The sequence below is a fragment of the Microbacterium sp. KSW4-4 genome, assembly GCF_023091185.1.
Lineage (GTDB): Bacteria > Actinomycetota > Actinomycetes > Actinomycetales > Microbacteriaceae > Microbacterium > Microbacterium paraoxydans.
Window position 1 is genome coordinate 1,248,752 of sequence record NZ_JAHWXJ010000002.1, and the last position, 19,101, is coordinate 1,267,852.

Consider the following 19,101-nt stretch of genomic DNA (forward strand, 5'->3'; position numbering starts at 1 on the left):
GGCGGGGCGGTGCGCCGCTCCTGGCGCCCGTCCAGCCGGTGCCCCCGTAGACTAGGCGTCATGCGTATCGCCGTCGTGGCCCTCGGAAAGATCGGGCTTCCCCTCGCCGTCCAGTTCGCCTCCTCCGGTCACGATGTGATCGGCGTCGATGTCAACCAGAAGGCGGTCGACATCATCAACGCCGGGCAGGAGCCGTTCCCCGGTGAGGCCCACCTGGCGGAGAAGCTGCAGGAGCTCGTCCCCTCCGGCCGTCTGCGCGCCACGACCGATTACGCCGAGGCGATCCCGGGAGCCGACGCCGTCGTCCTCGTCGCGCCCGTGTTCGTGAACGACGAGACGTGGGAGCCGGACTTCCAGTACATGGACTCGGCGACGCGATCGCTCGCCGAGCACCTCACGCCCGGCACCCTGGTGTCGTACGAGACGACGCTGCCCGTGGGGACGACCCGGAACCGGTGGAAGCCCATGCTCGAGGAGGGCTCCGGGCTGACGGAGGGCACGGACTTCTTCCTCGCGTACTCGCCGGAGCGCGTGCTCACCGGGCGGGTCTTCGCCGACCTGCGCAAGTACCCGAAGCTCATCGGCGCCTTGTCCGACGAGGGGAACCGTCGCGCCCGCGAGTTCTATGAGTCCGTCCTGCAGTTCGACGAGCGTCCCGATCTCCCTCGCCCGAACGGTGTGTGGGACCTCGGCACGACCGAGGCCTCCGAGATGGCGAAGCTCGCCGAGACCACGTATCGCGACGTGAACATCGGCCTGGCCAACCAGTTCGGCCTGTTCGCCGCTGCACACGGGATCGATGTCTACAAGGTCATCGATGCCTGCAACTCGCAGCCGTACAGCCACATCCACCGCCCGGGCATCGCCGTCGGCGGACACTGCATCCCGGTCTACCCCCGTCTGTATCTCTCCACCGACCCCGACGCCGACATCGTGCGGGTGGCGCGCCAGCTCAACGCCTCCATGCCGGAGCGCCTGGTGGCGCAGGCGGAAGGCATCCTCGGCGACCTGAGCGGTCTGCGGGCGGTCGTGCTCGGGGCCGCCTATCGCGGCGGCGTCAAGGAGACGGCCTTCTCCGGTGTGTTCCCGACCGTCGAGGCGCTGCGCGCCCGCGGAGCCGAGGTCGTCGTGCACGACCCGCTGTACACCGACGAGGAACTGCGTCGACTCGGGTTCGAGCCGTACGACCTCGGCGGACCGGTCGATCTCGCCATCCTCCAGACGGATCACGCCGACTATCGTGAGCTCAGCCCGGCCCAGCTGCCGGGAGTGAAGCTCCTCGTGGACGGTCGCGCGGCCACGGACGCCGCGCTGTGGTCCGGGACGCCGCGCCTCGTGGTGGGGACGGCAGCCTGATGGATCTCCTCGTCGTCGGGTCGGGTTTCTTCGGCCTCACCATCGCCGAGCGCGCCGCGGAAGCGGGCCGCAAGGTGACCGTCATCGACCGCCGCTCGCACATCGGCGGCAACGCCTACAGCGAGGCGGAACCCGAGACCGGGATCGAGGTGCATCGCTACGGCGCGCACCTGTTCCACACCTCGAACGCGACGGTGTGGGAGTACGTCAACCGCTTCACCTCGTTCACGAACTACGTGCACCGTGTGTACACGACCCACAAGGGCGTCGTGTTCCCGATGCCGGTGAACCTCGGGACGATCAACCAGTTCTTCCAGGCCGCGTACACGCCGGATCAGGCCCGTGCGCTCGTCAAGGAGCAGGCGGGCGAGTTCGATGCGAAGTCCGCGACGAACTTCGAGGAGAAGGGCATCGCGCTCGTCGGGCGCCCGCTGTTCGAGGCGTTCTTCCGCGACTACACCGCGAAGCAGTGGCAGACCGACCCGCAGAAGCTCTCCGGCGACATCATCAGCCGGCTCCCGGTGCGCTACACGTACGACAACCGCTACTTCAATGACACGTGGGAGGGGCTGCCCACCGACGGCTACACCGCGTGGCTCGAGCGCATGGCCGACCACCCCAACATCGAGGTGAAGCTGGACGTCGACTACTTCGACGAGTCCCAGGCGCTGAACAAGAGGGCCACCGTCGGGCAGGTCCCGGTGGTCTACACCGGCCCCGTCGACCGTTACTTCGACTATGCCGAGGGCGCGCTGAGCTGGCGTACGCTCGACTTCGAGCAGGAGGTGCTCGACGTCCGCGACTTCCAGGGCACGAGCGTCATGAACTATCCGGACATGGACGTGCCGTACACGCGCATCCACGAGTTCAAGCACTTCCACCCGGAGCGCAAGGACATCTACGAGTCCGAGAAGACGGTGATCATGCGGGAGTTCTCCCGGTTCGCCGAGCGCGCCGACGAGCCGTACTACCCGGTGAACACCCCGACCGACCGCGAGGGCCTGCTGGCGTACCGCGAGCTCGCGAAGGGGGAGAAGGACGTCCACTTCGGCGGACGCCTGGGCACGTACCAGTACCTCGACATGCACATGGCCATCGGGTCGGCGCTGTCGCTCTGGAACAACACTCTCTCCTAGACTCGGAATCGTGAGTCACGCTGCTGTCGGGGCGCCCGGGACGCCCCGGCGCTATCTGCATTCGCTGTGGCTGCTGTCGGCCCGTGACCTCAAGGTCCGGTACGCGACGAGCTTCCTCGGCTACGTGTGGTCTGTTCTCGACCCGCTGGTGATGAGCGCGATCTACTGGTTCGTGTTCACCCAGGTGTTCCGTCGCGACGTGGGGGAGCAGCCGTACATCATCTTCCTCATCAGCGCGCTGCTGCCGTGGGTGTGGTTCAACAGCTCCGTGTCGGACTTCACGCGGGCGTTCAAGAAGGACGCCCGTCTCGTCCGCTCGACATCCATCCCGCGCTCCATCTGGGTGAACCGAATCGTGCTCAGCAAGGGCATGGAGTTCCTGTTCTCACTGCCGGTGCTGGTGCTGTTCATCGTGGTCAACCTCCTGTTCGAGAGCCATCCCGACCAGGTGGTGCAGATCGGCTGGGGCGTGCTCTGGGTGCCGGTGGCGATCCTCATGCAGACGGTGCTGCTCGTCGGCCTCGGCCTGCTGGTCGCGCCGCTGTGCGTGCTCTACACGGACCTCGAGCGCACCACGGCGCTCATCCTCCGGGCGATGTTCTACGCCACCCCGATCATCTACAACGTCACGGACCTGCCCGGTGTCTTCCAGACGCTCGGCGCCTTCAATCCGCTCGCCGGGATCTTCATGCTGTATCGCATGCCGTTCTTCCCGGACCAGTGGAACCCGTTCACGCTCACGGTCAGCGCCGTGATGTGCCTGCTCATCCTCGCGCTCGGCGTCTGGGCGTTCCGGCGTCTCGAGCGCCCCGTGTTGAAGGAGCTGTGATGGACGCCGCGATCGACGTGCAGGGCCTCGGTGTGCGCTTCCGCCGCAACCGTCGCGGGCAGCGCAGCTTCAAGGACCTGTTCGCCGGAGCGTCCCGGCGCTCGCGTCCCGGAGAGTTCTGGGCGCTCCGCGACGTCTCGTTCACCGTGCAGCCGGGCGAATCGATCGGCGTGGTCGGGCGGAACGGTCAGGGCAAGTCGACGCTGCTCCGCCTCGTGGCTGGCGTGCTGCTGCCCGATGAGGGCTCTGTCAGCGTCAACGGCGGGGTCGCCCCGCTCATCGAGATCACCGGTGGTTTCGTCGGCGATCTGACGGTCAGGGAGAACGTCCGGCTGACGGCAGGACTGCACGGCATGTCGAAGGACGAGGTCGCCCGCCGATACGACGACATCATCGCGTTCGCCGAGCTCGCCGGGTTCGAGGAGACGCCGTACAAGCACCTCTCCAACGGAATGAAGGTGCGTCTGGCGTTCTCCGTCGTCTCCCAGCTCGACGAGCCCATCCTGCTCGTCGACGAGGTCCTCGCGGTCGGCGACAAGGCCTTCAGGGAGAAGTGCTACAAGCGCATCGACGAACTGCTCTCGGACGGCCGCACGCTGTTCTTCGTCAGTCACAACGAGCGCGACCTGCGCCGGTTCTGCACCAGAGGGCTTTATCTGGACCGGGGCACGCTCGCTCTGGACGCCCCGATCACGGATGTCCTGGACCGCTACAACGCGGACTACTCCGTCTGAGACGACGCGCCGACCCGGCGGGGTGTCAGAGGCCGACGAGATCGCGCAGGTCTGCCGCGGCAGCGCGCGCGCTGTCGATGGCCGCTGACACACCGGAGCCGTCCTCGACCGCCGAGCGCAGCGCCGTGAGCTGCTGCGCGTAGGTCTCCACGCCGGAGCGCCAGGAGTCCTGGATGGACGACGGCGGCAGGGCGTCGCCCAGGCGCTGTGCGTCGTCGATCAGCGAGTCGACGACCGGGATGGCGTCCTCGGTGCTCGCACCCGTGACGATGTCGAGGCCGGGCTCGACGGCGCTCAACCAACCGGACACCTTGTCCCGGAAGACCTCGAGCGTCGGATCATCGACCGGCGGTGCGGACGTCATCGGCGTCGCCCCGTCCGGGGGAGTCTCCGATGAGCCGACAGGCGGTGTCCCGGACCCCTCTGGGCCCGGCATCCCACCGCGGAAGACGGCGAAGAACAGGACCAGCGCGACGACGGCCAGTGCGGCGACGCTCAGCCCGACGATCAGCCACACCCGACCGGTGCGCTGGGGCGCCGGGGGAAGCGGGGCCCACCGCACCTCGGGCTGGGGCTCGTCCATGTCAGGCCTCCAGAGGGCTCATCGGCTCCCAGGTGCGATCGCGACCGATGCGGCCACCGTCCCTGAGCCCGCGGAACAGGTTGCTCGTGCCGCGGACGGTGCGCTCGACGAAGACCAGCCGGATCAGCTCCTTGAAGAAGGTCGCGGTCGTCCCGAGGCCGAACAGCACGGGGTTGTAGACGCCGTGCACGCGGTAGTACTGCTTGATGAAGGCACGGTTGCGCATGATGTAGTAGCGGTAGGCATTGCTCGAGGCGTTCATGTGGCGGATGCCCATGTCCCACTGCCGGATCTCGCGCGTGCGGCGGAGCACGAACTCATCGACGATGACCGCCGTGGTCAGGCGAGAGGCCAGCCACCCGTACATCTGGTCGTCCCAGTAGATGAAGAAGCGCGGGTCGGGGAGGCCGATCTGCTGCACGATCGAGCGGTGGATGAACATCCCCTCGAAGCAGCCGCTGTTCATCTCCTTGTAGCCGGAGGAGTCGAAGCCTGCCGGGGCGAACGGGATCGGGATGCCCATGCGCTCCGCAATGCGGTACTGCCAGTAGAACTCGCTGCCGTCGTAGTCGTAGCGCCGTCCCTGGATGCTCTTGAATCGCGGCGCCCAGGCGCCCATCCGGGCGAGACCGTCCGGGAGCACCTCGACGTCGTCGTCCATCATCCAGATCCACTGGGCGCCGAGATCGTACGCCGTGCGCATGCCCTCGCTGAAACCGCCGGAACCGCCGGTGTTGACGTCGAGACGGCGATAGACGAGGTCGGTGCCGATGTCGTCGCGGAAGGACTCGACGACGTCGGTCGTATCGTCCGAGGAGGCGTTGTCGATCACGATCACGTGGCCCGGCTTCGGGTCCATCGCGGTGATGCTGGTGAGCAGGCCGGTCAGCAGATGCGAGCGGTTGTACGTGACGATGACGATCGCGGCGGAGGAGGGATCGAAGGCAGGGGCGTCGGTGGTCATGCCTTCTCCTCGAAGACCTGCTGCCAGGATTCGGCGGAGACCAGGTCCGGCAGAGCGGCGCGGTACTGGCGCTGGAGCTCCGGCCACCGTCGTCGCAGCTCGGCGTGCAGACGCACGGACTCGCGCAGCATGCGGCGGTACTTGGCGCGGTCGCGCGTGTAGATGTTCTTCCCTGAGCCGTCGGCGGCGCTCACGAGAGCGCTGTCATACAGCGGGAGGCGCCACCAGTGCGCGTCGCCCTTCCCGAACTCCACCTCCGGCTGAGCGACGTTCGCCGGGTCGGGCCGGTGCACCCAGTGCGAGAGCAGTGTCTTCAGCGTGAAGATCCGCAGTCGCAAGCCGGTCGGGCTGTCGAACTCGTTCTTCGGCAGCCGCTTGTAGACCTGGCGGCCGTGGCGGGAATGCAGCACCCGGGCAGGGTCGCGATGGATCACCGTCTCCGGGTACTCGGCGGCAAGGGCGCGCGCGGCCGGCATCGCCGTGGCCAGGTTGCGGCGCATGTGGTCGGGTCCGGAGAGCACGTCGCGCAGAGCCCGGTTGCGCAGCGCCACCGGGTAGTACTGCATCATCATGAGGTGCTTCAGGTCCACGCGGCGGCTGTGCACGATGAGGCGGCCGCCTCGCGGTGCTCCGGAATGCAGGAGCCCGGCGACGATCCGGTTGCGGGCGTGGAAGTAGGCCTGCCAGTCGATCGAGTCGTCCTTGTTCACCCAGGAGACGTGCCAGAGCGCCACACCGGGCATCGATACGGTCGGGAAGCCCGCCTCGCCGGCGCGGAGGCAGAACTCCGCGTCGTCCCACTTGATGAACGCAGGGAGGGAGAGTCCCACCTTGCGGACCGCGTCGAGGGGGATGAGGCACATCCACCACCCGTTGTAGTCGGCGTCCATCCGCATGTGCAGCAGCGGCGACTGGCGCAGGTTGGCGACACCGAAGTCGTGCGGCATCTTCTCCTGGTAGAGGTTGCGCCACATGAAGGGGCCCTCGTCGACGACCTCCGCCCAGCCGTGCAGCTTGGGGCGGTCGAGGAGGTCGAACATGTGTCCGCCGACGAGCACGGGCGTGGTGGCGAACTGACCGAAGACGATGGAGCGCCGCAGCGACTCCGGCTCGATGCGGACGTCGTCGTCCAGCAGCTGCACGAAGTCGCTCTCGGGGCGCTGCAGGGACTCGTGCATCGCACGGGCGAAGCCGCCCGATCCGCCGAGGTTGCCCTGGCGGATGACCTGCAGGGTCTCGCCCAGACGCTCGGCGACCTCGGCGTAACCGTCCTGGTCAGCGACGAGCTGCGTGCCCTGGTCGACGAGGAAGATGCGGTCGACGAACTCCAGCGCATCAGGAGAGGAGGCGAGTGCCCTCAGGGTCTCGACGCAGTAGTCGGGCTTGTTGTATGTCGTGATGCCGAGAGAGGCCTTCCCGGTGCGGGTGGGAGCCTGCTCGGTGGTCCACTCCGCGCCCTCGAGCACGGCGGGCTTCTCGTCGGCCACGATGTCGAACCAGATCCACCCGCCGTCGCTGTACTGGGTGAGGTCGAGGTCGAACGACGTCGTGGCCTCGCCGGTCACCTCACGGGTGGCCACGCGCTGGCGCACACCGCCGCCGTTGGAGCGGTAGACGAGGATGGTCGCCGGCCCCGTGGTCCGTACGGTGAGCTGCACCTCGCGGACGCTCGTCCAGTGCTGCCAGTACGACGCGGGGAACGCGTTGAAGTAGGTGCCGAGGGAGACGCGCCGACCGGCCACGATCCGGGCGCGGTGCCGTCCCAGGATGTTGCCGAGATGCGCGCGGCTGGAGACCCGGACCGGTTCCTCCTCGATCACCGACCACGTTTCCGGATCCGCGTACAGCGGGAGCAGATCGGGGTCGCGATCGAGCGGGAAGACGACGTTCTGAAGGACGTGGGCCACAGGGAGGTTCTCCGTTGTTGATGCCGCGGCCGCTGCCGGAGGGCAGCGCGGGACTCGACGAGCAGTGAGTAGCCTACCGGTGGTCGCCTTCGGATCTGCGGAGAGCCGATCCCCTGCGCTCGGCGTGGCTGGCTAGACTGACCGCGATGAAGGTACTGATCACCGGCGGGGCCGGCTACATCGGATCGACCGTGGCGACGGCGTGCATCGAGGCCGGGATCCAGGTCGTGGTGCTCGACGATCTGTCCACCGGGCTGGCGGCTTTCGGCGAGGGACGCAACCTCTACGTCGGCGACATCGCCGACGCCGCCGTCCTCGACCGGCTGCTGACGGACCACCCCGACATCGATGCCGTCGTGCACTGCGCCGCCCGGATCGTCGTGCCCGAGTCCGTCGCCGATCCGCTCGGCTACTACGACAGCAACGTCGGCAAGACGATCACGCTCCTCCGCCGCCTCCGGGACGCCGGGATCGGGCGCATCGTGTTCAGCTCCTCCGCCTCGATCTACGCGGGGGAGACGGGGGACGGGGTCGACGAGAGCGGGCGGCTCGCCCCCTCGAGCCCCTATGCGACCACCAAGGCGATGGTCGAGCAGATCCTCGCCGACGCCGCAGCGGCCGGCGACTTCCGCGCCATCGCGCTCCGCTACTTCAACCCGATCGGCGCCGACCCGCAGCTGCGGACCGGACTGCAGAACCCGACTCCGTCGCACGCGCTCGGCAAGATCATGCAGGCGCGGGCGGCGGGGGAGCCGTTCACGATCACCGGCACCGACTGGGCGACCCGCGACGGATCGGGCCTGCGGGACTACATCCACGTCTGGGACCTCGCGCTCGCGCACGTCGCGGCGGTGACCCGGTTCGACGATGTCGCGACGCCGGAGCAGCCGTATCAGGTGATCAACCTGGGCACCGGCGACGGTGTCACGGTCCGCGAGCTGGTACGGGCCTTCGAGAGGGTGACCGGGGACCCGCTGCCCGTCGTCGAGACCGATCGCCGGCCCGGGGACCAGGCCGGCGCCTTCGCGATCGTGGAGCGGGCGCGCGAGGTGCTGGGGTGGCGTGCGGAGCGCTCCGTCGACGACGGCGTCCGCGACGCCCTCGCCTGGGCGCAGAAGCTCCCCACCGTCCGCTGACGGCACGCCGTCACTCCTGCGGGCGCAGTGTGGGGATGGCGCCGGTATGCGCGGCGTCGATGTTCTCGCGCCACGAGCGGGACTGCCCGGCGCGCAGGGCGCACAGGGCGAGCATGAACCACCCGGCGCCGACGAGGGTGAAGCTCTCGAACATCGAGTCCACCGCGAGCGTCACGAGCGTGATCGGCGTCCAGGCGTAGACGACGGAGCGGCGGACGCTCGCGACCAGCCAGGAGCGGATCAGCGCGATGCCGCCGAGCAGGAGGAACAGCACCAACCCTGCCGCGCCGAGCTGCAGCAGCACGTCGAAGAAGGCGTTCAGTGCGCTCTGATGCCGGTCGTCGAGCTGGAAGTTGATGAACGTGAACGGATACTCTCCTCGGGCCCAGTCGCCGAACCAACCCCATCCGGTGATGGGCTTGACGGCCACGAAGTCGAGGATCATGTTCCACAGCTCGGCCCGCATGGAGAAGTCGGATCCGGCGTCCAGCAGCGCGATGATCTGGTGACGCAGGGCGAACGCGACGGTGAGTGCGAGGGCGACCAGGACGCCCAACGTCCATTGCACGAGGTTCCGACGGGCCGGGGCGGTATGGCGGACGATGGTGAGCGCGACCGTGACGATTCCGACGGCGACGGCCAGCACGAGCACCGTCGGCGAGGACGACAGGAAGGCCAGCCCGCCGGCGAGGGCGACGGAGACCACCGCGAGAGGCGGATCCACGGATTGGGTGCGCCACTCGATCACGAAGGTGATCAGGGCGAGCACGGCGATGAAGCCGAGCATGTTCCGGCTGCCGAACAGCCCCTGGACCGGGCCGCCGGAGGCGAGATTGCCCTGGATGTCCAGGAAGGCGAACGGGAGGTCGAGGAGCACGCCCGAGAGGATCTCCACGCCGAGGGAGATGCCGAGCAGGACGCGGAGGGTGTCGCCCAGCGCGCGGACGGTCTGCAGCGTGTCGCGGATGTGTCCGATGGTGATCGCGAGGAATGCGTAGCCGAAGAGCGAGAGCCAGCCCAGGATCGTGTCGGAGCGGTCGGTCGTCCACACCAGGCTCACGAGCGCCCAGGCGAGGAAGGCCAGCAGCGAGGACGGCGCGATGCGCAGCGGGGACAGCTCCTCTCTCCGCACCCAGAGGATCGCGGCGCCGAGCAGGCACAGGGCCGTGATGATGGTGGCGAGGGTGACGGCCGACGTCATCCGTCCGATCGCGAACGAGCCGAACACGGCGGTCAGTGCCGCCAGCGTGAACGCCCGCGCCATCTCTGCCGAGCCGAGGAGCCGGGCGAACGGGTGCGCCGCCGTCACGGCACCCGCCGCGGCGTCGCGCCGCGTTCGAAGACGAGATCCCGCTCGCCGACGCCCACCAGCGGCACCGATTTGAGCTTGAACGACAGCATCACCAGGAGCAGCCACCCCCACAGCATGATGGGGGTCGACTCGGTGAGCCCCTGCACCAGCAGCACGATGGTGAACAGGCTGGGCAGCAGCGTGAGCGGGGAGTAGGGGCGCCGCGCGTCGAGGTCCCACCGGGGGCGGTCGACGGCGAAGAACCAGGAGCGCCACAGGAGGCTGGCGTAGGCCACGGCCATCAGCACGAGGCCGACGATGCCGAGCTGCAGCAGCACGTCCAGCCACATGTTGTGGGCGTGGAACACGGTGATCCCATGGTCGACGATCCAGCCGTCGAAAGCCGGGTCCGTGGGCACCCACGGGCTGGAGAAGCCGTTGCCGATGACGGGGTGCTCGCCGACCCGTTCGAGCACCGCCGCCCAGATCTTGTCGGAGCGGCCGGTGAGGTCGGCGCTGCGGCCGAGGAGGCCGAGCAGGGGCTCGCGCAGCAGCCACACGGCGAGACCGCCGAGGACCGTGGAGCCGATCGCGACGACGTAGATCCGGGTGCGTGCGGTCGGCGAGCCCGCTCGACGCATCAGCAGGGCGACGACGAGGACCACGGCGGCCGCGGCGGCGCACACGAGCGCGGTCGCCGACGCGGTGCGGACGAGGAAGTATGCCGCGAGGAGCATCCACAGCGCGAGCGTGGTCCGCCAGCGGGCTCGAGCGGCGAAGAGCACGCCGAAGGTGATCAGCGCGAACAGTGACACGATGCCGAGCAGGTTCGCGTTGCCCAGGATGCCCTGGATGCGTCCGCCGTCGAAGAGGTTGTCGCGGACCCAGTACCACTGGGGGTCGATCTTCCCGTCGGGGATGTCCGCGAAGTTCGGCAGCAGGGGACCATGGAGGACCAGCGATACCCACAGCTCGAGGGCGAGGGAGAGGCCGAGGATCCATTTGAAGGCGGACGACAGGGCGCGCACGATCTCGTGCCAGGTCAGCACGTGTGCGATGAACAGACCGTTCACCGTGACGGCCGCCAGGAGCACACCCGTGGCGACGGTGGGGACGCGCCACTGCGACCAGGCGACCGAGAGGAGGGCGAGTGCCGTGTAGCCGATGGCCGCCCACGGCAGCCGACGCCAGCGGAACGACTGCGGGCGCTTCCTGGCGAGCATCGGGACGCCGATCGCGAGGGTGGCTGCGCTGAAGAGGGCGAGCACGATCGCCGCCCCGATCTCGCCGACGAGGTTGTACACCGCCGAATGCGCGAAGGCCACGAACAGGACGGCGATGACGTATCCGCGCAGCAGGAGATGCCCCGTGGACTCGCGCTCTGGCGCGGTGGGCGGGGCTGCCACCGGGTGCTTGGTGTACTGGGCCATCGCGACTCAGGCTACCTCGACGGGCCCGGATCCGACCTGTCCGTGGCGCCGGGCTCTACGCTGGGGGCATGCTGCGCAGCCTCACCAACGTGCCCCGCGACTACGCCTGGGGATCGTCCTCCCTCCTCGCCGAGCTCGAAGGCCGCACCCCGACGGGCGCGCCGGAGGCCGAGGTGTGGTTCGGCGATCACCCCGGCGATCCCGCCGACCTCGCGGACGGCGGGACGCTGGACGAGGTGACCGGGGGCTCGCTGCCGTACCTGCTGAAGCTCCTCGCCGCCGCGCGGCCCTTGTCGATCCAGGTGCACCCGACCAGGGAGCAGGCGGAGGAGGGCTGGGTGCGGGAGAGCGCGCTGCCGTTGGACGACCCGCGGCGGAACTACCGCGACGCCAACCACAAGCCGGAGCTCATCGTCGCCCTGAGCGACCGCTTCGAGTCGCTCAGCGGCCTGCGTCCGGTCGCGGACACCCTGCGAATTCTCGACTCCCTCGACGACGTCCCCGGCGTGCGGGCCCTGAGGGAGCGGCTCTCGGGCGAGGGCGACCCGCTCGGGGACGCGATCGGCTGGCTGCTCGGAGGGCAGGCGCAGGGCCACGTCGACGAGATCATCTCCGCCGTCGTCGGCACCGCCGCCGGGGAGGCGGGGGAGGAGGAGCCGGCTCTGCGGGCCGTGGCCGCGATCGCCGAGACCTCGCCGGGCGACCCGGGGGTCGTCGTCGCCCTGCTCATGAACCACGTGGTACTGCGCCGCGGCGAAGGCGTCTTCCTGCGGGCCGGACTGCTGCACGCATACCTCTCCGGCCTCGGCGTGGAGATCATGGCGGCGAGCGACAACGTGCTCCGCGGTGGTCTGACCCCCAAGCGCATCGATGTCCCCGAGCTGCTCGCCGTGCTGGACACCACCCCCGGCGAGGTCCCGGTGCTGCGGCAGACGGGCGACGAAGCCGTGACGACGTACCCGGTTCCCGTGCCCGACTTCGCCCTCCGACGGGTCCGGATCGATGGCGCGGCGGTCACCCTGGACGTCTCCGGCCCGACCATGGTGCTGGCCACGGCCGGCTCCGTCCACGTGACCGCGGAGTCCGGCGCGGAGACCGCCGTCCCGGTCGGCACGGCGGCGTTCGCCGACGCCGACGAGCGCTCCCTCACGCTCTCCGGTGCGGGTGAGGCCTTCGTCGCGACCCCCGGCCGCTGAGACGTCGTCCCCGGGGCCGCGACACGCCGAGGAACGTCCAAGAACCTTCAAGAATCGCTTGAGGGTTTACGATCCGCGACTTGACCCGAGCGAATGACACGGGTGTAATTAGGTGAGCACGGCCCGCCAGGGGGGCGGTTTCTGAAGGGTTGGAGGTCGAGATGACGGGTTACCGTTCCGATGTGCCGGAGAACTGGTTCGTCGATCCAGTCAACCTCGGTGTCCCCGGGGTCCGCCGGTCCGACCAGGACGACGACAACGCCCTCGCCTGGCAGAGCGATGCGCTCTGCTCGCAGACCGACCCCGAGGCGTTCTTCCCGGAGAAGGGCGGCTCGACGCGGGACGCCAAGCGCATCTGCACGGCGTGCGACGTCCGTGGCGAGTGCCTCGAGTACGCGCTGGCCAACGACGAGCGCTTCGGCATCTGGGGCGGTCTCTCCGAGCGCGAGCGGCGCAAGCTCAAGCGTCGCGCCAGCTGACCCGACTTCGCGGCGCGGCTTCCCGGGCGCGCCGGGAGCGGTGCGCATCCCGGCGTGACGCCCCGCATAGGCTGACCACGTCATGCCAGCCCGAGTTCATGCCCTCATCGTCGCGCGCCCCGGCCCCTCCGCCCGCGCCCAGCTCCTCCGCACGCTCGACGCCGTGCGCTCGCAGACGCTCCCGCCCGCGGCCGTCACACTGATCATCTGCGGCGACGCCACCACCGCTCGGGAGAGCGAAGCCGTCGCCGCCACCGTCGAGGGCATCATCGAGGCGCGCGCGTCGACCTCGTTCGCCGAGGCCCTCGATCTGGCGCGCCCGCGCGTCCTCGACGGATCGGCGATCTGGATCCTCGCGCAGGACACCGCCCCGCACCCGCGTGCGCTGGAGCGTCTCACCGGCATGCTGGAGCGGTCGCCGTCCGCCGCGATCATCGCGCCGAAACTCGTCGCCACCGACAATGAGCGCGAGATCGTCTCCTTGGGCGTGAGCATGACCACGTTCGGCCGCTCGGTCGAGCTGGCGGCGGGGGAGTTGGACCAGGGCCAGCACGACCGGATGGACGACGCCCTCGGCGCCGACATCCGGGGCCTGCTCATCCGCGGAGAGGTGCGCGAGGCGCTTCGCCCCGATCCTGCCCTCGGGGGTGCGGACGAAGGCCTCGACCTCGGCGTGCGGGCGCGACTCGGAGGCGGCCGTGTCGTCCTCGCTCCGGCTGCGAGGGTCTCCGCCGCTCCGGACGGCCCTGCGGCGCTCCCGGCGGGACGGGCGCGCCGTGCCTTCGTCACCCGCCTCGCCCAGCTGCATCGCCGCCTCGCCTATGCGCCTGCCGCCGCCGTGCCGCTGCACTGGCTGACGTTCCTGCCGCTCGCGCTGTGGCGTTCCCTCACCCATCTCATCGGCAAGCGGCCGGAGGCCGTGTTCCCGGAGTGGGGGGCTGCTCTCCTCGCGATGGTCCGTTTCGGCGCCGTCGCCCGATCGCGCGCCCGGATCCGTTCGTTCCGATCCTCCACCTGGGCGAGCATCGCCCCGCTGCGCGTCACCCCCGCACAACTGCGTCGCCGGCTCGACGACGGGCACGGCAGCGAGCATGGTGCCGTCAGCGAACTCCGCTTCTTCTCCGGGGGCGGAGCCTGGGCGGTGCTGGCCGCGCTGGTGGTGAGCATCGCCTCCTTCACGAGTCTCCTGGCCTGGCCGGCGCTGGGAGGCGGTGGCCTCCTTCCCTTGCGTGAGACCGTCGGCGCGTTGTGGCAGGACGCGGCATGGGGTCTGCGCGGGATCGGCGTCGATCTCGTCGGACCGGCGGACCCGTTCGCTGCGATCATCGCCGTCCTGGGGTCGCTGTGGCCGGGCGCGCCGTCCTTCGCGATGGTGCTGCTGTGGATCCTCGCGCTGCCGCTCGCCGTCCTCGGCGGATGGTTCGCCGCGACCCGGGTCACCGATCGGGCCGGACTGCGTATCTTCGCCGGCATCGCGTGGGCGCTCGCGCCGACTTTCCTCACCGCGCTCGTGGACGGGCGGCCTTCTGCCGTGCTCGTCCACCTGCTGCTCCCGTGGCTGTTCCACTCGGCGGTGGTCGCCCACCGATCCTGGGGCGCGGCCGGCAGTGCGTCCCTGCTCCTGGCGGCGGTCGTCGCCTGTGCACCGGTCCTGGCTCCGGCCCTCGCGCTGCTGTGGGTCGTGGCTCTGGGGATCGTGCTCGGCACGGCGCAGTTCCGAGGTGCGGGCCGCCTGCTCTGGCTTCCCCTGCCCACCGCGGTGCTGTTCGCTCCCCTGATCTTCTGGCAGCTCGCCCACGGCAGCGCGCTCGGTCTGCTCGCCGATCCCGGCCTGACGTGGCTGGGGCCGCAGGCGTCGGCCGACGCCGCCGGACGCCTGGCGATCGCCGGGGGCTTCCCGACGAACGATCTGGCGGGCTGGGCGAGCGTCGTCCCCGGAACCTGGGCGGCGCTGCTCTGCGCACCGCTCGCGCTGCTCGCGCTGGGATCCGCCGTCTCCCCTCGATGGCGGGCGGGCATCACCCTGCTGGTCGTCGCGCTCAGCGGACTGGCAACCGCCTTTCTCGCCGTCGGGATCAGCGTCGCCGCCGCGGGGGGCACCCCGGTGCCGATCTGGCCCGGCACCGGTCTGAGCCTCGCCTGGATCGGCGTCGTGGGTGCCGCGACGATCACGCTCGACACGGCGATCACGCTGCCGCGCCTGCGCGTCGCCGCCACAGGGGTGGCCGCCCTCGCCCTCGTGGCGTGCGCTGTCCCTGCTCTCACCGCCTTCCACACCGACCGCTCCGCACTGACGAATGGCCCCGAGTCCACCCTTCCCGCCTATGTGCGAGCCCAGGCGGCAGGGGACCGGCCGATCTCCACTCTCATCCTCACGCCCCAGAACGACGGCGGTCTCGCTGTCGTCGTGGTGCGCGGTCCCAGCGAGACCCTCGGCTCGCAGACCACGATGCTCTCGACGGCGGTCGAACCGCAGGGGACCGACATCGCGACTCTCGCCGTCGACCTCATCTCCGCCCGCGACTTCGACGCGCCGGCGGAACTGCTCGCGCAGGGGATCAGCTACGTCCTCCTCGCGGAGGCGCCGGGCGAGGGGGATCGCGCACGCACACTGCGCACGGCGTCCGTAGCCGCGATCGACCAACGGGCCGGCCTTGTGCAGGCCGGGTCGACGGATCGAGGAGTCCTCTGGCGCCTCGAGGGCGAGCCGGCGGCGTCGGCATCGCTGAGCGCGACCCAGGAGGGCACCGCCCGGCTCGTCGTGACGGTGCAGCTCCTGGTCCTGCTCGCCGCGCTGCTCCTGTCCATCCCGACGCGCGCGTCGCGTCGGGCGGCGAGGGCGCAGTCGCGGATCGTCGGCAGGGCGCCGGAGGAGCCGCTGGTGCTCCCGCGGCATGCGGAGGACACCGTGCCAGACGCGGCTGACGTGCCGCCGGTCGGCACCGTCGAGGATCCGCAGGACGAGCCCGCGCTGGCGGACGAGGCGCTCGCCCCGATCGCCGACGCGCACCCGACCGACGAAGACCATGACGACGTGCCGGACGGCGCTCCGACCGAGGACCGTGCGTCCGCCGAGAGCCGAGGAAGCACCGGCACCGAGGAGGACCACCGATGACCGGCAACCGTGCGTTCCGCGTCGCCGCGACCAGTGCGCGCGTCGTCACCGGAGTCGTGGTCGCCGCGGCCTGTGTGCTGGGCGTAGCGACCGCCGTGCACGCCCCCTGGCCGACAGTGACGCACGAGCCGGCACAGCAGCAGGTGACTCCGCTCCCGGGGGACAGCGTCCTGGTGTGCGCGGGCGATTTCCGCGCTCTCGGTCGCAACACGGCCGCCCCGTCGGAGATGCGCCGGGCGGCGACTCCTGAACTCACGGCAGGGGGCACGAGCGGTGTCCCGTCGCAGGCGGGGCTCGCCGTCCCGGATCTGGTGGACGGACAGGAGGTGCCCGTGCTCACCGGCGCCGTGGAGGGACGCACGGCGCCGCTCATCGCGGGAGCCGAGTCGTCCACCCTCGCCGCGGACGACCTCGCCGGCTTCGCAGCATCGCCCTGCGGGATCCCGCGGCTGGAGTCGTGGCTCGTCGGAGGGTCGGTGGGCACCGGAGCAGAGGATGTAGTTCTCCTCGCCAACGCGTCCGACGTCCCCGCGACCGTGACCCTCGCGGTCTACGGATCGGCGCGTGGCGGTCGTACGGTCATCGTCCCTCCGCGTACGCAGACGGCGCTGCCGCTGACCTCCATCGCCGCAGGCAACGACATCCCCGTCGTCAAGGTGAGCGCGGTCGGGGCCCCGGTCCGCGCCGTCCTGCAGTCCGCGCTGATGCAGGTGCTCGACCCGGTGGGGGCCGACCAGCAGGAAGCGGTGCCCGGGCCCCAGCAGCGCGTCGTGCTCCCGGGCGTGCAGGCGTTCGCCGCGACGGGGGACCAGGGAGACATGACGGTGCTGCGACTGCTTGCTCCCGGCGCGGACGCGGTCGCCCAGGTCCGCGTGACCGCCGAGGGCGGCGGTGCCGGTCTGGACGAGTTCACGGTGCCGCTGACCGCGGACGAGCCGGCCCAGGTCTCGCTCAGCGGCCTCGAGCCCGGGACGTACACCGTGGAGATCGAGGCCGACGCCCCGGTCATCGCGGGAGTCCGTCAGCAGGACGGCTTCGGAGCGGATTCCGACTTCGCGTGGGTCACCCCCGCCCCCGAGATCGATGCGGAGGTCGCGTTCGCGGTGCCGTCCGGTCCGTCTCCGCGACTCCAGCTGGCCAACACGTCCGACGAGGACACCACCGTCGCGCTCTCGTCCGTCGACGGGGGGTCGCCGCAGGAGATCGTCATCCCGGCGGGGGAGACCCGAGGGCTCGATGTCGCGGCGGAGACGACCTACCTGCTCCGTCCTTCGGGTGAGGTGCATGCCGCCGTCGCGATGACCGCGCCGGGCGCCGTTGCCGTGCTCCCGGTCCCGCCGTCCCCTGGCGTCGAGACGTCCATCACCGTCTACCCCTGACGAGCCGGATCAGTGGTCGTGGCCGAGATCCCACGGCTCCCGGCCCACGTACTCGGCCGCCGCGCGGAAGACAGCGCTCTCGATCGCCATCCGTCGATGCGCGGCGTCGTCGTGACCGGGCGGAAGAAGGCGTTCGATGGGGATGCGGAAGAGGACGATCCTCCGCTGCTCACGGTCGAGATGCCAGCGCGGCACCTCGCCGTCGGCGTCGTACGACGGCAGCGCACCGATCTCGAACCGGACGTCCTGGAGCTCCGGCCACGTCCCGCGGAGGAACTCGACCGCGGTGCCGACGGTGAGATCGAAGCGATCGATGCGCCCATCCAAAGGGGCGAGCGGAGGCTTGACGACCTCGCTGCGCCCGAGGCGGCCGTGTCGGCCGTGCCTGGCACCGCGGCGAGCGGCGGAGGCGGGGACGGAACGGCGACGGGGCATGTCGAAAAGTCTAGGCGCAGCGGCCGCTTCCGGCGCGGCACCGCCGCCGCGGTCGGATGGAGTCGTACGCTGACGGGGATGGACGGACGACTGTGCTCGAAGGTCGGCTGCGCGCGCGAGGCCGTGGCCACCCTCACGTATGACTACGGCGACCAGATGGCCGCACTCGGCCCGCTCGGCGCGGCGAACGATCCGCAGGCGCACGACCTCTGCGCGCCGCACGCCGACCGGCTCTCGGTCCCCGCGGGATGGCTCGTCGTCCGCCACGAGGCGCTGCGCGCATGAGCGCGGACCGCCCCTGACCGGCGAGGCCGTCAGACGCTGAGACGGCGACCGGTCAGGCGCTCCGCGCGCCGGTCCGCGTTGGCGAGCGCGCGGCGTTCGCGCTCGCGCCGGAGAACGGTGACACCGATCAGGACGAGCTCGGGTGGCGCAGCCGGTAGGGGGGAGATGAAGGGCGCGGCCTCGGTGAGCAGATCGCGGGCTACCCGCTCCCGCGCAGCCGGGAGCATGCGGGGAGCGCTCACGAGGAACTGCGAGATGCGCCGGGCGAGTCGGTCCGGAAGGCGCGCCACATCGGCCACCTGTGCCCACGCCGTCAGCTGCGGAGGCAGCACCGGTGCGAGCGTGACCAGCTTCGGAGTGCGCACCCGCTGGCTGTACGTGCCGGCGACGAGGTCGCCCAGCCGCTGGGATCGAGCCGTGAAGGCGCCGACGAGCACGGCGAGGCCGCCGAAGGTGAGGTAGATCTCGAGGACGCCGAGCAGCGCGCGGATGAACGCGTGGCGGAATCCGGCGGCTCCGCCGTCCATCCGCACGATCCTGCCGCCGACGGCGAGTTTTCCGAGGCTCCGTCCCTTCAGCGCCACCTCCATCGTGATCGGCAGGATCACGAAGCTGATGACGAGGGAAGCCACGAGGGCGATGCGGTCGGTCGCCGGGTCGAGCACGCCGATGTCGAGGAGCCAGATGCGCAGGAGGATCGACCCGACGAAGACGGCATAGCCGAGCAACATGTCGATGACGGCCCCGGCCGCCCGAAGGAGGAACCCCACGGGCTGGACGTCGATCGCGACCGCCTCCCCGGAGAGCACCTCATCGGAGACGTCGATCTGCGCGGACATGAGTACA

The 19,101-nt window shown here is 70.3% G+C and carries 17 protein-coding genes; 10 read left to right on the plus strand and 7 right to left on the minus strand.

The genetic code is table 11. The annotated features are described in order from the left end of the window. Nucleotides 1-60 precede the first annotated feature (60 nt). From KZC57_RS15525 to KZC57_RS15540, 4 genes are read left to right on the plus strand one after another with little or no spacing between them, the layout of a single operon-like run. Nucleotides 61-1,356, plus strand: coding sequence for a nucleotide sugar dehydrogenase (locus KZC57_RS15525; RefSeq protein ID WP_060921739.1), 1,296 nt, complete (start codon nucleotides 61-63; stop codon nucleotides 1,354-1,356). Further along, a complete protein-coding gene (glf, locus tag KZC57_RS15530) occupies nucleotides 1,356-2,492 on the plus strand; it encodes a UDP-galactopyranose mutase (RefSeq protein ID WP_247642146.1) in 1,137 nt (378 codons plus the stop codon). The genes KZC57_RS15525 and glf overlap by 1 nt, the downstream gene beginning before the upstream one ends. A gap of 10 nt (nucleotides 2,493-2,502) precedes the next feature. Continuing rightward, nucleotides 2,503-3,321, plus strand: coding sequence for an ABC transporter permease (locus tag KZC57_RS15535; RefSeq protein ID WP_060921738.1), 819 nt, complete (start codon nucleotides 2,503-2,505; stop codon nucleotides 3,319-3,321). Next, nucleotides 3,321-4,055 carry an ABC transporter ATP-binding protein gene (locus tag KZC57_RS15540; RefSeq protein WP_060921737.1) on the plus strand — a complete coding sequence of 245 codons (735 nt, stop codon included), beginning with the start codon at nucleotides 3,321-3,323 and terminating at the stop codon, nucleotides 4,053-4,055. Before KZC57_RS15535 ends, KZC57_RS15540 begins: the two co-directional genes overlap by 1 nt. 25 nt (nucleotides 4,056-4,080) lie before the next feature. Here the strand turns inward: KZC57_RS15540 and KZC57_RS15545 are convergent, their stop codons facing one another. The 3 genes from KZC57_RS15545 to KZC57_RS15555 are packed head-to-tail and all read right to left on the minus strand — an operon-like array spanning nucleotide 4,081 to nucleotide 7,509. Next, nucleotides 4,081-4,638: a hypothetical protein gene (locus tag KZC57_RS15545; protein ID WP_060921736.1), complete on the minus strand. Its 558-nt coding sequence runs from the start codon at nucleotides 4,636-4,638 to the stop codon at nucleotides 4,081-4,083. Nucleotide 4,639: 1 nt separating this feature from the next. Beyond that, the gene (locus KZC57_RS15550) at nucleotides 4,640-5,602 is read right to left on the minus strand and encodes a glycosyltransferase (RefSeq protein ID WP_060921735.1); all 963 of its coding nucleotides are present in this window, start codon (nucleotides 5,600-5,602) and stop codon (nucleotides 4,640-4,642) included. Continuing rightward, entirely contained in the window at nucleotides 5,599-7,509 is a 1,911-nt protein-coding gene (locus KZC57_RS15555; protein ID WP_247642147.1) for a glycosyltransferase, read from the minus strand. The genes KZC57_RS15550 and KZC57_RS15555 overlap by 4 nt, the downstream gene beginning before the upstream one ends. Before the next feature lie 146 nt (nucleotides 7,510-7,655). Here KZC57_RS15555 and galE point away from each other — a divergent pair, with 146 nt between their 5' ends. Then, nucleotides 7,656-8,645, plus strand: coding sequence for a UDP-glucose 4-epimerase GalE (galE, locus tag KZC57_RS15560; protein WP_060921733.1), 990 nt, complete (start codon nucleotides 7,656-7,658; stop codon nucleotides 8,643-8,645). Nucleotides 8,646-8,655: 10 nt separating this feature from the next. Here galE and KZC57_RS15565 read toward each other — a convergent pair whose 3' ends face one another. Both KZC57_RS15565 and KZC57_RS15570 read right to left on the minus strand, forming a co-directional pair. Next, entirely contained in the window at nucleotides 8,656-9,954 is a 1,299-nt protein-coding gene (locus KZC57_RS15565) for an O-antigen ligase (RefSeq protein ID WP_231919599.1), read from the minus strand. Beyond that, nucleotides 9,951-11,366 carry an O-antigen ligase gene (locus tag KZC57_RS15570; RefSeq protein ID WP_217584415.1) on the minus strand — a complete coding sequence of 472 codons (1,416 nt, stop codon included), beginning with the start codon at nucleotides 11,364-11,366 and terminating at the stop codon, nucleotides 9,951-9,953. The genes KZC57_RS15565 and KZC57_RS15570 overlap by 4 nt, the downstream gene beginning before the upstream one ends. A gap of 68 nt (nucleotides 11,367-11,434) precedes the next feature. On the opposite strand from KZC57_RS15570, the gene manA reads away from it, so the two are divergent. From manA to KZC57_RS15590, 4 genes are all read left to right on the plus strand, one after another. Further along, nucleotides 11,435-12,562, plus strand: coding sequence for a mannose-6-phosphate isomerase, class I (manA, locus tag KZC57_RS15575; protein ID WP_247642148.1), 1,128 nt, complete (start codon nucleotides 11,435-11,437; stop codon nucleotides 12,560-12,562). 161 nt (nucleotides 12,563-12,723) lie between these two features. Beyond that, nucleotides 12,724-13,041 (plus strand): WhiB family transcriptional regulator, encoded by a 318-nt coding sequence (locus tag KZC57_RS15580; RefSeq protein WP_060921730.1) that lies wholly within the window; start codon nucleotides 12,724-12,726, stop codon nucleotides 13,039-13,041. A gap of 82 nt (nucleotides 13,042-13,123) precedes the next feature. Further along, a complete protein-coding gene (locus tag KZC57_RS15585; RefSeq protein WP_082750000.1) occupies nucleotides 13,124-16,156 on the plus strand; it encodes a glycosyltransferase in 3,033 nt (1,010 codons plus the stop codon). Further along, entirely contained in the window at nucleotides 16,153-17,535 is a 1,383-nt protein-coding gene (locus KZC57_RS15590) for a DUF5719 family protein (protein ID WP_060921729.1), read from the plus strand. The genes KZC57_RS15585 and KZC57_RS15590 overlap by 4 nt, the downstream gene beginning before the upstream one ends. 9 nt (nucleotides 17,536-17,544) lie before the next feature. Here the strand turns inward: KZC57_RS15590 and KZC57_RS15595 are convergent, their stop codons facing one another. Further along, complete coding sequence (locus KZC57_RS15595; RefSeq protein ID WP_234024223.1) at nucleotides 17,545-17,970, minus strand: hypothetical protein; 426 nt, start codon at nucleotides 17,968-17,970, stop codon at nucleotides 17,545-17,547. Nucleotides 17,971-18,048: 78 nt separating this feature from the next. On the opposite strand from KZC57_RS15595, the gene KZC57_RS15600 reads away from it, so the two are divergent. Beyond that, nucleotides 18,049-18,255 (plus strand): DUF3499 family protein, encoded by a 207-nt coding sequence (locus KZC57_RS15600; RefSeq protein ID WP_025103036.1) that lies wholly within the window; start codon nucleotides 18,049-18,051, stop codon nucleotides 18,253-18,255. 29 nt (nucleotides 18,256-18,284) lie between these two features. Here the strand turns inward: KZC57_RS15600 and KZC57_RS15605 are convergent, their stop codons facing one another. Beyond that, nucleotides 18,285-19,094, minus strand: a complete 810-nt coding sequence (locus tag KZC57_RS15605) for an RDD family protein (protein ID WP_247642149.1) — start codon at nucleotides 19,092-19,094, stop codon at nucleotides 18,285-18,287. Between the last annotated feature and the right edge of the window lie 7 nt (nucleotides 19,095-19,101).